16 protein-coding genes are annotated in these 14,564 nt (G+C 39.2%); 12 read left to right on the forward strand and 4 right to left on the reverse strand.

Features of this window, described 5'->3' with window-relative positions; all coding sequences use genetic code 11:
- The first annotated feature begins 42 nt into the window (after positions 1-42).
- Positions 43-498 (forward strand): MarR family winged helix-turn-helix transcriptional regulator, encoded by a 456-nt coding sequence (locus ACR42H_RS08500; protein WP_113881743.1) that lies wholly within the window; start codon positions 43-45, stop codon positions 496-498.
- Between the two features lie 135 nt (positions 499-633).
- Positions 634-2,328, forward strand: coding sequence for a M3 family oligoendopeptidase (locus ACR42H_RS08505; protein ID WP_436375551.1), 1,695 nt, complete (start codon positions 634-636; stop codon positions 2,326-2,328).
- Positions 2,329-2,380: 52 nt separating this feature from the next.
- Here ACR42H_RS08505 and ACR42H_RS08510 read toward each other — a convergent pair whose 3' ends face one another.
- Positions 2,381-4,531 carry an AAA family ATPase gene (locus tag ACR42H_RS08510; RefSeq protein ID WP_436375553.1) on the reverse strand — a complete coding sequence of 717 codons (2,151 nt, stop codon included), beginning with the start codon at positions 4,529-4,531 and terminating at the stop codon, positions 2,381-2,383.
- A gap of 197 nt (positions 4,532-4,728) precedes the next feature.
- Here ACR42H_RS08510 and ACR42H_RS08515 point away from each other — a divergent pair, with 197 nt between their 5' ends.
- Positions 4,729-5,787: a YkvI family membrane protein gene (locus ACR42H_RS08515; RefSeq protein WP_113881746.1), complete on the forward strand. Its 1,059-nt coding sequence runs from the start codon at positions 4,729-4,731 to the stop codon at positions 5,785-5,787.
- 51 nt (positions 5,788-5,838) lie between these two features.
- On the opposite strand, the gene ACR42H_RS08520 is transcribed toward ACR42H_RS08515, so the two are convergent.
- Complete coding sequence (locus ACR42H_RS08520; protein WP_436375555.1) at positions 5,839-6,513, reverse strand: hypothetical protein; 675 nt, start codon at positions 6,511-6,513, stop codon at positions 5,839-5,841.
- Between the two features lie 202 nt (positions 6,514-6,715).
- Entirely contained in the window at positions 6,716-7,327 is a 612-nt protein-coding gene (locus ACR42H_RS08525) for a CPBP family intramembrane glutamic endopeptidase (protein ID WP_436375558.1), read from the reverse strand.
- Positions 7,328-7,582: 255 nt separating this feature from the next.
- Here ACR42H_RS08525 and ACR42H_RS08530 point away from each other — a divergent pair, with 255 nt between their 5' ends.
- A complete protein-coding gene (locus tag ACR42H_RS08530; protein WP_220182005.1) occupies positions 7,583-7,693 on the forward strand; it encodes a DUF6254 family protein in 111 nt (36 codons plus the stop codon).
- Positions 7,694-7,723: 30 nt separating this feature from the next.
- A complete protein-coding gene (locus tag ACR42H_RS08535) occupies positions 7,724-7,855 on the forward strand; it encodes a hypothetical protein (protein ID WP_436375560.1) in 132 nt (43 codons plus the stop codon).
- Positions 7,856-7,878: 23 nt separating this feature from the next.
- Here ACR42H_RS08535 and ACR42H_RS08540 read toward each other — a convergent pair whose 3' ends face one another.
- Positions 7,879-8,067 (reverse strand): YkvS family protein, encoded by a 189-nt coding sequence (locus ACR42H_RS08540; RefSeq protein ID WP_009331029.1) that lies wholly within the window; start codon positions 8,065-8,067, stop codon positions 7,879-7,881.
- Positions 8,068-8,342: 275 nt separating this feature from the next.
- On the opposite strand from ACR42H_RS08540, the gene ACR42H_RS08545 reads away from it, so the two are divergent.
- From ACR42H_RS08545 to ptsP, 7 genes are all read left to right on the forward strand, one after another.
- Positions 8,343-8,537 carry a hypothetical protein gene (locus ACR42H_RS08545; RefSeq protein WP_113881749.1) on the forward strand — a complete coding sequence of 65 codons (195 nt, stop codon included), beginning with the start codon at positions 8,343-8,345 and terminating at the stop codon, positions 8,535-8,537.
- Between the two features lie 158 nt (positions 8,538-8,695).
- Entirely contained in the window at positions 8,696-9,439 is a 744-nt protein-coding gene (locus ACR42H_RS08550; protein WP_113881750.1) for a glucose 1-dehydrogenase, read from the forward strand.
- A 772-nt stretch (positions 9,440-10,211) separates the two neighbouring features.
- On the forward strand, positions 10,212-10,883 hold the full coding sequence (locus tag ACR42H_RS08555) for an ABC transporter ATP-binding protein (protein ID WP_436375563.1): 672 nt from the start codon (positions 10,212-10,214) through the stop codon (positions 10,881-10,883).
- The gene (locus tag ACR42H_RS08560; protein WP_436376883.1) at positions 10,883-11,680 is read left to right on the forward strand and encodes an ABC transporter permease; all 798 of its coding nucleotides are present in this window, start codon (positions 10,883-10,885) and stop codon (positions 11,678-11,680) included. Before ACR42H_RS08555 ends, ACR42H_RS08560 begins: the two co-directional genes overlap by 1 nt.
- Positions 11,681-11,765: 85 nt before the next feature.
- A complete protein-coding gene (locus ACR42H_RS08565; protein WP_436375565.1) occupies positions 11,766-12,056 on the forward strand; it encodes a hypothetical protein in 291 nt (96 codons plus the stop codon).
- A gap of 455 nt (positions 12,057-12,511) precedes the next feature.
- On the forward strand, positions 12,512-12,778 hold the full coding sequence (locus ACR42H_RS08570; RefSeq protein ID WP_113881754.1) for a phosphocarrier protein HPr: 267 nt from the start codon (positions 12,512-12,514) through the stop codon (positions 12,776-12,778).
- Complete coding sequence (gene ptsP, locus ACR42H_RS08575) at positions 12,778-14,493, forward strand: phosphoenolpyruvate--protein phosphotransferase (protein ID WP_436375568.1); 1,716 nt, start codon at positions 12,778-12,780, stop codon at positions 14,491-14,493. Before ACR42H_RS08570 ends, ptsP begins: the two co-directional genes overlap by 1 nt.
- Positions 14,494-14,564: the final 71 nt, after the last annotated feature.

Consider the following 14,564-nt stretch of genomic DNA (forward strand, 5'->3'; position numbering starts at 1 on the left):
TATGTATACGCTACTAATTAAAAGGAAAAGGGATTGGATAAAATGGGGTCTGAACAAATTGACCAATCGTTGAAATTGTTTATTGTCCTGTCCAGGGCATATAGGGCAATAAATGAAAACGTAAATAAACTAATACAAACATATGGAGTGAACCCAACTGAATTTGCTGTTCTGGAACTGCTTTACCATAAGGGTGACCAGCCATTGCAGCAGATCGGCGGGAAAATACTATTGGCCAGCGGAAGCATCACTTATGTAGTGGACAAGCTAGAGCAGAAAGGCTTGTTGAAAAGGGTCGCATGCCCGAATGACAGAAGAGTTACTTTTGCACAAATAACAGATAAGGGAAAAGACTTTATCGAAAACATATTTCCTGACCATGAAAAGCATATCCATTCTTTAATGTCCGAGCTTACTCCAGAAGAAAAAGGCACAGCCATTGAGTTATTAAAGAAGCTTGGACTGTCTATCTCCAATGATAGAAATAGCGAACAATAACAAAAACAGCCTTTACTGGCTGTTTTTTATTTTGTGCTTTATAGATATGTTCAGGGGAGGAATTAACCAAATATTGTCGAAATAGTTTAGTGGTTTTATTAAAATCGATTTACATATACACGAGGGGGCAATAATGTGAGATTTGAAGACTATACATACGTTCGTCCGGATCTTGAAAAAGTAAAGGGGAAATTCGAAGCAGCGCTTGAGAAATTTGAAAATGCAGCTTCTGCAGACCAGCAAAATCAAGCTATGAAAGAAATTAATGATATTCGCAATGATGTCGGCACGATGTTCAACCTTTGTTATATCCGTCATTCAGTCGATACGAATGATGAATTTTACAAATCAGAGCAGGATTATATGGATGAGATTCAGCCTGAAGTAGAAGGGTTTGTTACAAAGTATTATCAGGCTTTGGTTAACTCCAGGTTCAGGGCAGAGCTCGAAGAAAAATGGGGGAATCAGCTTTTTGCACTTGCGGAAGCCCAATTGAAGGTGTTCTCGCCAGAGATTGTTCCGCTTTTGCAAAAAGAAAATAAGCTTTCATCAGAGTATACTAAGCTAATTGCTTCAGCCAAGATTGATTTTGAAGGTGAAGAACGCACTCTTGCCCAATTGGAGCCATTTACTGAATCTACAGATCGTGAAATGCGCAAAAAAGCAAGCGAGGCACGCTTTGGCTTCCTGGCAGATAATGAGAATGAGCTGGACCGTATTTATGATGAGCTTGTCAAGGTTAGAACAGAGATTGCCCATAAACTTGGATATTCAAATTTTGTTGAACTGGCTTATTTCCGTATGTACCGAACTGATTATAACGCAGAGATGGTTGCAAATTTCCGCAAGCAGGTGAAGGATTTCATCGTCCCAATCGCCACAAGGCTAAAGGAACGGCAAAGAGAGCGAATTGGAATTGACAAGCTGAAATTTTACGATGAAGGATTTGAATTTAAAACAGGAAATGCTGTACCGAAAGGCAATCCGGAATGGATTATTGAAAACGGACAAAAGATGTATGATGAGCTTTCCGGAGAAACCAGTGAATTTTTCTCTTATATGAGAGAAAACAATCTAATGGATCTGGTGGCCAAAAAGGGAAAAGCAGGGGGCGGCTATTGTACTTATATTGAGAACTATAAATCCCCATTCATTTTCTCAAACTTCAATGGGACGTCAGGAGATATTGATGTTCTTACTCATGAAGCAGGCCATGCATTCCAGGTGTATTCAAGCAGTCATTATGAGATACCTGAATATAACTGGCCAACCTATGAAGCTGCAGAAATTCATTCCATGAGTATGGAATTTTTCACATGGCCATGGATGGAGGGCTTCTTTAAAGGTGATACTGAGAAATACAAGTTTTCCCATTTGAGCGGAGGACTGCTATTCTTGCCTTATGGAGTATCAGTTGATGAATTTCAGCATTGGGTATATGAGAACCCGGATGCATCACCTCAGGAAAGAAAACAGGCTTGGAGAGAAATTGAGAAGAAATACTTGCCGCATAAAGATTATGATGGCAATGAGTATTTGGAGAACGGAGGATTCTGGCAGCGGCAGGGCCATATCTACAATTCACCTTTCTATTATATCGATTATACATTGGCACAGATCTGTGCATTCCAATTCTGGAAACGGTCCCGGGAGAATCAGGAAGCGGCATGGAAAGATTATTTGAAACTGTGCCAGCTTGGCGGCAGCAAACCTTTTACCGGACTGGTAAAAGAAGCTGGGTTGATTTCTCCTTTTGAAGAGGGATGTGTCGAGTCAGTTATCGGGGAAATTGAGAAGTGGCTGAATTCCGTGGATGATAAAAGTTTATAAACAGATAAAAAAGAGCCGGGAATTTCTTTAAATCCGGCTCTTTTCGTTCTTTTTAGAGGATAGGTTTAATAACAATTGCTTCGTCTTCTAGATCGGCCTGTAATTGGCTATTTCCGCCATGATCAATGATGAAATCAGCAATCTTGTCTTCAAGTTCATCCTGGATGATCCTTCTTAATGGCCTTGCGCCAAAAGCAGGATGATATCCATCTGCTGCTAACTTCTCCTTGGCTTCCTGGGTAACAGTCAATTCAATATCCCGTTCATTTAATGTTTCCTGAAGCTCGTTAAGCATTAAGTCGACAATTTTCAATAAATGCTCTTTTTCCAAAGCTTTAAATTCAATAATGCTATCAAAGCGGTTCAGGAATTCCGGCTTAAAGAAGCTGCCGAGCGATTCAAGAATATTTGACTCCATGACGGCGTCAGCTGCGCCAAATCCAACATGGATTTCCTTTTGCCCAGATCCTGCATTGCTAGTCATGATAATGACTGTATCTTTAAAGCTGACAGTGCGGCCCTGACTATCTGTCAGGCGTCCATCTTCCAGTATTTGAAGGAACATGTGCTGTACATCAGGGTGAGCTTTTTCTATCTCATCAAGCAGAATGATGCTGTACGGGTTTCTGCGTACCTTCTCAGTAAGCTGTCCGGCTTCTTCATGACCCACATATCCTGGAGGGGAACCGATAATTTTTGATACACTGTGTTTTTCCATATATTCACTCATATCCAGCCTGATCATGCTTTCTTTTGAGCCGAATAGCTCTTGGGCAAGTGTTTTAGTTAATTCAGTCTTGCCGACCCCTGTTGGCCCGACAAAAAGAAATGAGCCAATTGGGCGGTCCTTTGATTTAAGTCCTGCACGGCTTCGGCGAATTGCCTTTGCCACTTTTTGCACGGCTTCCGCCTGTCCGATTACTTTTTCAGCAAGACTTCCCTCAAGGTTCTGCATTTTTTCCTGTTCATCTTTCGCTAATTCGCCGACAGGAATCCCTGTTTTCTTTTCGATAATTTCCTGAATATGGTTAACTTCAATTACTGGCCGTTCTGCCTTGTTGTCCCCGTTTAGAGCATGCTGGAGTTTCAGTTCCTCTTCACGGAGTTTTGCAGCCTCTTCATATTTTTCTTCTTTTAATACAAGTTCTTTCTGCCTGCTGATTTTTTTCAGCTGTTTCTCAATATCTTCTGCTGGTATATATCCTGATTGAAGATTCATTTTAGAACCTGCTTCATCCATTAAATCAATGGCTTTGTCAGGCAGGAACCGGTCCTGAATATAGCGGCTTGACAGCTGCACACATGCCTTAATGGCATCTTCTGTAAAAGATACATCATGATAATCTTCATATTTTTGTTTCAATCCAAACAGGATTTTAATTGCCTCATCAGGTGACGGCTCATCTACATGTACAGGCTGGAATCTGCGTTCTAGTGCAGGATCTTTTTCAATTTGGCGGTATTCTTTCAAAGTGGTTGCTCCGACCACTTGAAGCTCTCCTCGTGCAAGGGCTGGCTTCAGAATATTGCCCGCATCCATTGACCCCTCAGCTGATCCTGCTCCGACAAGCAGATGAATTTCATCTATAAAGAGAATAATATTCTTCCGTGACTGAAGCTCAGAGATCAGCTGCTTCATGCGTTCCTCGAATTGGCCGCGGATGCCTGTATTTGCAACCAGAGATGCCACATCAAGCAAATAGACTTCTTTATTTTGAAGTTTCTTTGGTGCATTTCCCTCGGCAATCTTAATGGCTAGCCCTTCGGCAATAGCTGTTTTTCCTACTCCTGGTTCACCGATTAAGACCGGATTATTTTTGCTTCTTCTATTTAATATTTCAATCACACGATATACCTCATCGTCCCGTCCGATGACTGGGTCAATTAAACCAGCTTTGGCAAGCTGCGTAAGATTTTGACCGAATTGATCTATAAATCCGCCGTTGCCATGACTGTATCCCGTTGCTTCGTTTAGAGCATTGTTTTCATTCCCTTGAGCTGCAGCCATTTTCTTGAAGAAATCCTCCAAAGGCATTTGGCCAAAACCTGAAAAACCGCTCAAAGCAGGCCCAAAGGAAGTTAGGCTATGTTGCTTTTCAGTTTGATAACAGTCATGGCAAAGGTTTAGATTACGTTCATTTCCATTCACATTCAATCTTAATTGTATATTTGCTTGTTTTGTTTGACATTTTTGACAAAGCATTTTGCATACCTCCATTAATAGTTTGGTCTGACTTTGACTATATTTGACCTAATATCCACATTATAATTTGACCTTCTTTGACTTTCAAGTAATTTGTATTGTTATTTTTAACCAAAACCGAAGTTTAGCGGTAATGCAAAAAAGCTCGTCTTTGTTTGTACTAGCCTACATATATTGGAAAGGAAGGAGGAGATTAAGTGAAGACGAATTGGGGGGCAGCTTTCCAGATCGCTGCCGTTTATGTGGGAACCGTGGTGGGAGCGGGCTTTGCCACTGGCAGGGAGATTGTGGAGTTTTTTTCCCGATTTGGTTTTATCGGATTAATTGGGATTTTAATGAGCGGCTATATCTTTATTTTTCTCGGTTCCAAACTAATGAGAATCTCTGCACGAATAAAGGCTGCATCATATCAGGAATTAAATGAATATTTATTTGGAAGATTTTTTGGTTCTGCCATTAATATATTGATGCTGTTTATGCTGCTGGGCGTTTGCGCCGTCATGCTGTCAGGAGCTGGTGCAGTGTTTGAAGAACAGATCGGCATCAGCAAAACTGCAGGGTTGCTCATAACGATAGGGTTAACGATTATTACAATGATAGTGGGCATTCGCGGATTATTCGCTGTGAATACGTTTGTTGTTCCGATGATGATTGCATTTAGCTTTATTTTATTGTTCATAAGCATGAGGCTTCCTAGTTTTGCAGAACAGGTTCTGTTTATCCCATATGCTGAAGATGGATGGAAAGCAGTTGTGGCTCCGTTTTCATATACGGCTCTGAATTTGACATTGGCACAAGCAGTCTTAGTGCCTGTGGCTTCAGAAATAAATGATGATCGGACAATAAAGTGGGGGGGATACCTTGGTGGAGCCGCATTGACCCTTATCCTGCTTTCCAGCCATTTGACACTGATGATGCTCCCAAATCTGCAGGCCTATGATATCCCAATGGCTGCAATTGTGAAGACATTGGCATCATCCTTCTATTGGATATTTGTTTTTGTCATCTATGGTGAAATTTTCACCTCTGTTATTGGGAATGTGTTTGGGATCGAGAGGCAGGTAAAAAAATATATTTCCGTGCCGAGTATTATAATTGTGGGCTTTATCTTTATAGTTTGTTACTTTATCAGTTTGATCAATTATGGAACATTGCTTTCCTATTTATATCCGGTTTTTGGATATGTAAGTTTGACATTTATTATTCTTTTGTGGATGAAGCCATTTGATGATGGAAGTAAAGGCAAGAAAGCTTAATAAAAGCAAAATAAAAGAGATCCGTTTTACACGGATCTCTTATTCATTCCATTATTTTTGCGGCTCCTCTTTCATAATGGTTTTCGCCATCTGAAGGAAAGCCTCTTCATGATCAGCTTCTTCCTTATTGAATAAGGTAAGCTTCAGTGAAAGCTCTTCGTTTTTCACAAGATAGGCTGAAACCTTTTCACCGTCTCCTTCAGCCTTCATTACATTAGCACCTTTGTAAAAATCATCTGAAGGTGCTTCAGATGTCTGCACATTTTCGCTAACAGCTCCTAATTGCGCTTTAGTGTTTTCTTCGATCATGTTCCAATCTGCATCATTCGGAAGAAGTTCAATACGCATGAATACCTGATCATTTTCTGAAAGGTATAAAACATCCTTATTAGGCTCCTCGGCAGTTAGTTCATAGGCGGGCAAAACGTACATAGAATAATTCTGATTATCACTATGTTTCAGGAAGGCAGTCTCTTCCTTCGCTTCACCGTTAACCGTATAAGTCATATTCTGTTCAAGGATTCTGATAACACTGTCTCCTTCATCCACAGTGCCCTCTTCTGCTGGATCCTGTTCTTCAGATTGGTCTTGTCCATCCTGTCCTTCTGAAGCAGTTTCTTCTTCATTTTGCCCAGGATCTGTTCCTTTGCCGGAATCATCCTGAGCCGTGCCGCAGCCTGCCAGGATAGAAGCAAATAAACTCAGAATCAACATAAATTTCGCCATAATTTTCATTAATGTTCCATCCTCCCGTTGTCACTTCTAGCGCTTTTGCATAATTAGACGTAAGTGGAATAAAAGTGTTACATATAATTCCTATTAATTAGTACATTACCATTTATGTAAAACATCGACAAGACTCAACAAAAACTAAAAAAGACAATCCATTAAGGATTGTCTAATCAACATTGAATCTGTACGAGTCCATTTAATAAAAGGGGAGCAGGACAAACAACAATAAGTCAAAAATCAGGTGTGACACGATTACGAGCGGAATGCTTCTTTTCCATGCGTATAGCCATCCCCAGAAGAGGCCTGCGATTAACGCTGCAAAGGCTAGCATCCAGTATCCTGAATAAAGATGAACTGAAGAATAGAGTAGAGACGAAAGTATGATGGATAACTTAACAGTCGTATGTTTCATCAATCTCTTTTGAACGAATCCTCTCCAAAAGACTTCTTCTCCTGGAACAATGATTAAAATCAGCACAATATAGTGCCAGATAAAGGAAGGCGAAAAACGGCCGTATAGTTTTTCAACCTGATTAACAAGTGGTAAATTGAATATTTCAAATAAACTGTATCCGGCCCAAAAAAGAACGTACAATAGAAAACCCGAAAGAGCTCCATAGCTAATAAATGTCCCAAATGATGCCTTGTCTTCCACTTCCTCCATTATGATGGAATAACTGATTAGAAGCAGTAAAGAGGCAGAAAAGATATACCAAAAAATTGATTTATCCTGAAATGTAAAATACATAAGCAGATGAGCGAGTAATATCCCGCCAATAAAGCGAAGATCTGCGGCAACACTCTTCAATTTTTAATCTCCTTTCAATAAGAAAAGCGGAGGCGCCCTGCCCACCGCCGACAAGCTTGTGACCTTGAGGGGGGGCAGGCGCTGCAGCTGGACAGTTCTCAAAGAATAAAAAACCTTCGTATCTTTTAAAAATAACCAAACACTATTCTAACAAAAAACAATCCTAAAAAGTAAGGAAAAGATTTCTTAGGAAATGTTCAGATAAAATAATGCAGAAATGCGAATCATAAGCCCATGAGAAGGGAGGTATGTATAATGACGAAATCAAAAAGTGAAAAAGAGCGTGCCTGGACGGTAAGAAAGCAGGATCAGCATCCTCATGGTAAAGTGAAATCCTTAAAAGAATTGTCAGGGGAAAAGGAATAATATCATGGCCTCCTATTCAGGGGGCCGCAAATGTGCAGAACTCAAAGGGTGCGCCTGTTTAATTTGCAAACTGAAAAGAGGACTGTGGAGCAAAAAGCATCAAAAGGCACAAATGGAAAAGATAAAAAAATAAAAAAAGCAGCAAGAGAGCTGCTTTTTTAAGAATGCGCTTTCATTTTTTCTTTTTATACTGCTGATTCTCTTACAACCTTATAATTTTTATGATTGACAACTGTTCTTTGATCTAATTCCAAATCACGGTAGTTATCCATATACGTTAAATCCACAATAACAGAATTCTCATTTACTTTTTCTACAATTCCCTGTAACCCGTCACGAAACTCAATAATATTGCCAACCTCTGCTTTCTTCAAAAAGCATCTCTCCTTTTGTCCATTTCTTTCGCTGGTAATAACAGTTTGCACTATATTATGAAATGCGTAAAGAATTTTGCAATTCACTGATGCTTAGGTAATTTATTACAGCATTAGGTTGGTAATATTATACCAGATAAAAGAAATTTGTACATTCAAATTATTTAATATTCAGAAAAAAATGATTGGTATGCAGATATAATATTAGATACTTCAAAATTGACTGCACTTTATTTATGATATAGAAAGAATAGAGATAAAAGGAGTTCTGAGTAATGAATCTTGAACAAATTCAGGAAGTGCTTGATCAATTAAAAAATGGAATCATTTCTGAGTATCATGTGTCAAAAGAAGACTTTCTTCCTTTTCGCAGTGTCATAGTGAATAGGAAGGATTTTAAGCACTTCCGCGGAGTTGCCCAAAGAGGCGGACACGTAATATATCAATATTTAGACTCGCCCAGGAGCTAAAAAGGAATGACGCTGAAATATAAAGCATAGGAAAGACACCTGAGAGTCTCAGGTGTCTTTCCTGCATGCCTTCATAAATAATCATGAAAACATTGAATAGAAGGATAAGCATGATGGGTATAAAAGCAATATTATAAGTTGGAAGGGACTGAAAACGCATGAGTAATTTTAAAGGAAAAACGGTCATCGTTACAGGCGGAGCCAGCGGAATTGGCCAGGGAATTGCCGAGACGTTCGCAGAGAAAGGGGCCAATGTGGTCATCGCCGACTTAGATGAGATGAAGGGAAAAAAGTTAGAAGAAAGCTTGAACAAAAATGGCATGACAAGCATGTTTATCAGAACAGATGTGAAGAATGAAGCAGAAATCAAGGGACTTATAACAAAGACTTATGATTCATTTGGAGCAATCGATGTTCTAATAAATAACGCTGGCATCTCAAAGTTTCATTCGTTTTTTGAACTGACTGTGGATTTGTGGGATGAAGTGATCAATACGAATCTAAGAAGTGTCTTCCTGTGCAGCAGGGAAGCTGCCAAATTGATGAAACAAGGATCCTGCATTATTAATCTTTCTTCTACGAGAGCTGTAATGTCTGAAAGCAATACAGAGGCGTACTCAGCTTCAAAAGGCGGAATTATGGCAATCACTCATGCGTTGGCCAGCACGCTCGCTGTTAAAGGGATCAGAGTTAATTGCATAAATCCCGGCTGGATCGAAACAGGAGATTATGAAAGTCTCAGGAAGATTGATCATAAACAGCATTTTGCCAATAGAGTTGGAAAACCCGGGGACATTGCAAGGACCTGTCTATTTTTAGCCGATTCAGAAAATGATTTTATAACAGGAGAAAATATAACAGTAGATGGTGGCATGACAAGGAAAATGATTTATGAACCATAATAACTGTCTATTTTCTTAATAATACGATATTCAGCACGAAAACTGCACCAACGAAAATAAGGCATATAAGGATGTTAATCATTATTCTCGCCTCCTGTCTTATAGACATTTTAAAACAGCCTCGTTAAATCGAATTGAGTGCTTTGTAAATTTACTGTGAAAAAATGAAAAAAATGTTATCAACACGAACAAGCCCTTGTTTTAAATGTTTTAAAGGCTCGTATCCTTTAAATGCTTTAGAACAATTAGAGGAAGGGATTCTATTGGGAATTGCTATGATTAAGATTTCATCCGTATACTTTGCGGTGGGAATTTTAAATTTCGAACATACTGAAAAATGCGTTTTTCTTTTTAATGGGAGAATCGGAAAATAAAATATTTTTGTGAAATTATACAAGTTAATCTAAAAAGGCAGCGAGCAGCATTTGAAGTGACCAGGAGGGCAAAAATGGAATAAATGGACAAGCTTAAGACAGAAATTGTAATATCAGGGAAAGACCCTGTTAAGATTGTAGATACCTATGAAATAGCCCGATATAACATGTCCGCTTAAAGCGTTGAGAAATATAAACATGCAGCGGATCAAATGAAAAAAGAAATAAAAAGGATTTATTAAGACAACTTGAAAAGGAAACAGGTAAAGAAAAACTCTAAATAAATAATGTGTAAAGTCTTTTCTCTTATGGGAAAGGCCTTTTTTAAAACCCAATACAAGCAATTGCGATTAAGGGATAAGCTAGAGGGTATACGGAAACTGGAGAAGGAGCTGCATATGACAACAGATTTGCTATTCGCAATTAGAGGAGTAAGGGTTAATAATATTTTGAATGTGGATCATCTTGACATAAGAAAAGAAAAAGTAACTTGTATTACGGGCGAGAGCGGCGCTGGAAAGTCAACTCTCATGAAATTGCTGAACAAAATGATTTCTCCGGATTCTGGGGAAATCTTCTATAAAGGCGCCCCTCTAAAAGATATAGATTCTGTTAAGCACAGAAGAAAAGTAGTCATGCTATCGCAAGTTCCGTTAATATTTCCTGGCACAATAAAAGATAACCTGATGATGGGTTATATGCTCAACGGATCTAAACCTGATGGTGATGAAGTACTTAAGCAGGCAATACATAATATGCAAATGACTAAGGAGCTTGACGAAGGTGCAGGGACTCTTTCCGGCGGTGAAAAACAGCGGCTGGCATTGGCAAGAATTCTGCTTCTTGCAGCTGATGTTTATCTCCTGGATGAACCGACTGCTGCACTGGACGAAGACACCGAAATAATGGTTTTAGGTCATTTTATGGCGGAAATTAAAAAGAAGCATGCTTCATTAATCATGATTACTCACTCCAGGAAAATCAGTGAGCAATATGCAGAAGAAAGGATTGATTTATCACAGCCGCCGTTCAGAGAGGAGATGGATAATAATACCCGAGGAGGATTATGATGGAAAATAGCTCCATTATTGATATTGAATTTTGGAGGCTAATATCAGCTTATCTATTTGTGCTTCTTCTTATCATTACCTTTAAAGTGAGAGGAATCGCCCGTGAGAGAAAGCTGGCTATTGCAGCTTTCAGAATGACACTTCAGCTCGTAATTGCAGGCTATGTACTAACCTATTTATTTGAACTTTCAAATCCGCTGTTAACATTAGGTGTAATCTTAACTATGGAAGGTTTTGCTATTTACACAATATATAAGCAGGCTGGAACCAGGCTTTCAGTTAATCTTAAGAAAACCATTGCGATTTCCATGATAGCCGGTACATCCTTTTGTCTTGTATTTTTTAATTTTGTTGTTATTCATTTTGAGCCGTGGTATGATCCCCGCTACTTTATTCCAATAGCAGGAATGATAATTGGCAACTCCATGACCGGCATTACTTTAAGTGTTAAGGAGCTTCTAAAGTCCTTTACAACTCAAAAAGATATGATCGAGGGTGCACTTATGCTTGGCGCTGATCCAAAAGCTGCAGTTAAGCCATATGTTAATCATGCTTTTGATTCTGCTGTTCTGCCGACTATCAATAATATGCTGGGAATGGGCATCATATTTTTGCCTGGGATGATGACAGGGCAGATTCTATCAGGAGTCAGCCCATTGCTTGCGATTGAATATCAGATTGTTATTCTGCTGGGGATATTGGGAAGTGTAGGTTTATCAGTAATCTTATTCATCCTTCTTGCTTTTAGGAATTTTTTCAATCTTAATGCCCAATTTTTTCCGGAAGGAAAGAACTAAATAGCTTATTAGGCTAAGCTCACAGCATTTCACTCTTATGGCCCGCATATAATGGAAAAATCAATCAAAAAGGCGGGATAAAATAATGAAAGTTGAATCTGAAAAAGCATTAAGAGTGAAAAGCTTATCTCAAGATATTTTAGAACATCTGATGGAAGACAGCACTTCTTATAATCATGAAGACTTGAAACATGTCATAGAAATGCTTTCGCGATCCGTATCGGATCTTGCCATATTGTATACGGACCGGGAAGGCGATCATGAAGCGGCTCTAAAGGGTATCATTTCAAAAATGCGAATCAGCTATAATGTACTTCAATACAAAGAAACTTCAAAACTTGTTAGAAAACAAGATAAGTATTATCCACAGCCATAAATCAAAAGGAATATTGCATCTGAAACATTAAGAAGAAATCATTGGAAAATGAAAGCGTTTTACTCAAAAAAGTGTGAACAAACGTGAAAAATTAAGGGTTTTTCATTGTCTAAATGAATGTGAAATGCTATTCTTTTGTCTGAGATGTAAGTTGTCCGATGACTTAATTGCAGCCAGGTAATATTTCCTGATTTTATGGAAGTTTTCAAAGTGCGGAGAAGCTTTAAGACGAAGTGATTTTATTAATTTTCTCAGCCTTTTTGAACAACTATATACATGAATAATAGGGCGTTGGAAAAAATAAAACAGCATATAGGACGAAATATCCCGGCATTATTACTGTTTCATCCTGCTGCTGATTTTGCTGAATAAGTTCCAGTTCCCGTCTTTAAGTTCGTGAGGCAACGCCTTGCACATCTTAATACAATCATTAATAAGAAGGAGATTGATCCCATATGGTTCAAAAACAATTTAAAGTAACTGCAGAAACAGGAATTCATGCTCGTCCAGCTACAATGCTTGTACAAGCTGCCAGCAAATTTGACTCAGAAATTCACCTTGAGTACAAGGAAAAGAAGGTAAACCTAAAATCAATCATGGGTGTAATGTCTTTAGGTGTTGGACAAGGTGCAGATATAACTATTATTGCTGAAGGCGGCGATGAACAGGATGCCCTTAACAGCCTTGAAGAAACACTGAAAAAAGAAGGTTTGGCTGAATAATGAGCTTTTTAAATGGAATTGCGGCGTCAAGCGGTATCGCAATAGCGAAAGCATACCGTTTGGTTGAGCCGGATCTCTCTTTTGATAGAAAGACAGTAGAAAATGCTGAACAGGAAGTGGAACGCTTTCAGTCTGCATTAGCTGAATCTAAAGGTGAATTGGAAGTCATCCGCGATAATGCCCATAAAGAACTTGGGGCTGATAAAGCTGCTATTTTCGATGCTCATCTTCTTGTATTAAGTGATCCGGAATTAATTTCGCCAATTGAAGATAAAATTAAAACAGATAAAGTAAATGCTGAATCTGCTTTAAAAGAGACAGCAGATATGTTTATTACAATGTTCGAACAAATGGACAATGAATACATGAAAGAGCGTGCAGCGGATATCCGTGATGTAACAAAACGCGTACTTTCTCATTTGCTTGGGGTGCAAATTGCAAATCCCAGCTTGATTGCAGAAGAAGTAATCATTATTGCTGAAGACCTGACTCCTTCCGATACTGCTCAGTTGAACCGCCAGTTCGTAAAAGGGTTTACAACTGACATTGGAGGCAGAACATCTCACTCTGCCATTATGGCCCGTTCCATGGAAATTCCAGCAGTAGTGGGGACAAAGGAATCCACAAAGCAAATTAAAAATGGCGATCTGGTTATCGTGGATGGATTAAAAGGTCTGGTACATATTAATCCGACCCCAGAGGCTATCGCTGAATACAAAGAAGAACATCGCAAATTCGAGGATCAAAAAACTGAGTGGGCAAAACTAGTCAACGAAAAATCAGTTACTGCTGATGGATATCATGTTGAATTGGCTGCCAATATCGGAACTCCAAAAGATCTGAAGGGCGTAGTTGAAAATGGCGGAGAAGGAATTGGCCTTTACCGTACGGAATTTTTATATATGGGAAGAGACCAGCTTCCAACAGAAGAGGAGCAGTTCGAATCCTACAAAGCTGTCCTGGAAGGAATGGGCGGAAAACCGGTTGTAGTCCGCACGCTTGATATTGGCGGGGATAAAGAGCTTCCTTATCTAAACCTTCCAAAGGAAATGAACCCCTTCCTGGGCTTCAGGGCGATTCGCCTCTGTCTGGAAGAACAGGATATGTTCAGGACACAATTAAGGGCTTTGTTAAGAGCAAGCACCTATGGAAACCTGAAAATCATGTTCCCTATGATTGCAACTCTTGATGAATTCCGTCAGGGCAAAGCAATCCTTGAAGAAGAAAAACAAAAGCTTATGAGCGAAGGCTCAGAGGTTGCTGACAACATTGAAATTGGAATTATGGTTGAAATTCCTTCAACTGCTGTTATGGCTGAGCAATTTGCTAAAGAAGTTGATTTCTTCAGCGTAGGCACAAACGATTTAATTCAGTACACAATGGCTGCAGACAGAATGAATGAGCGTGTTTCTTATCTTTACCAGCCGTATAATCCAGCAATCTTGCGTTTAGTTAAAATGGTTATTGACGCAGCACACAAGGAAGGAAAGTGGGCAGGCATGTGCGGTGAAATGGCTGGCGATGAAACCGCAATTCCTTTGCTGATGGGATTAGGACTTGACGAGTTCTCCATGAGCGCTACGTCGATTCTTAAAGCTCGTTCTCAAATAAGTCGCCTAAACAAAAAAGACATGGAAGCACTGGCTGAAAAAGCGCTTCATATGAATACAGCAGAAGATGTAGTTAAAGCTGTAAAAGAAGCAGCAAAACTGTAATCAAATTGAAACAATTAAAGAGTTTTAAATATAATTTCCCGGGTAAATAAGAAGTAAGCACTTAGGTCAGG

This window comes from Cytobacillus sp. BC1816 (assembly GCF_051353635.1).
GTDB classification, from domain to species: Bacteria; Bacillota; Bacilli; order Bacillales; family Cytobacillaceae; genus Cytobacillus; species Cytobacillus oceanisediminis_C.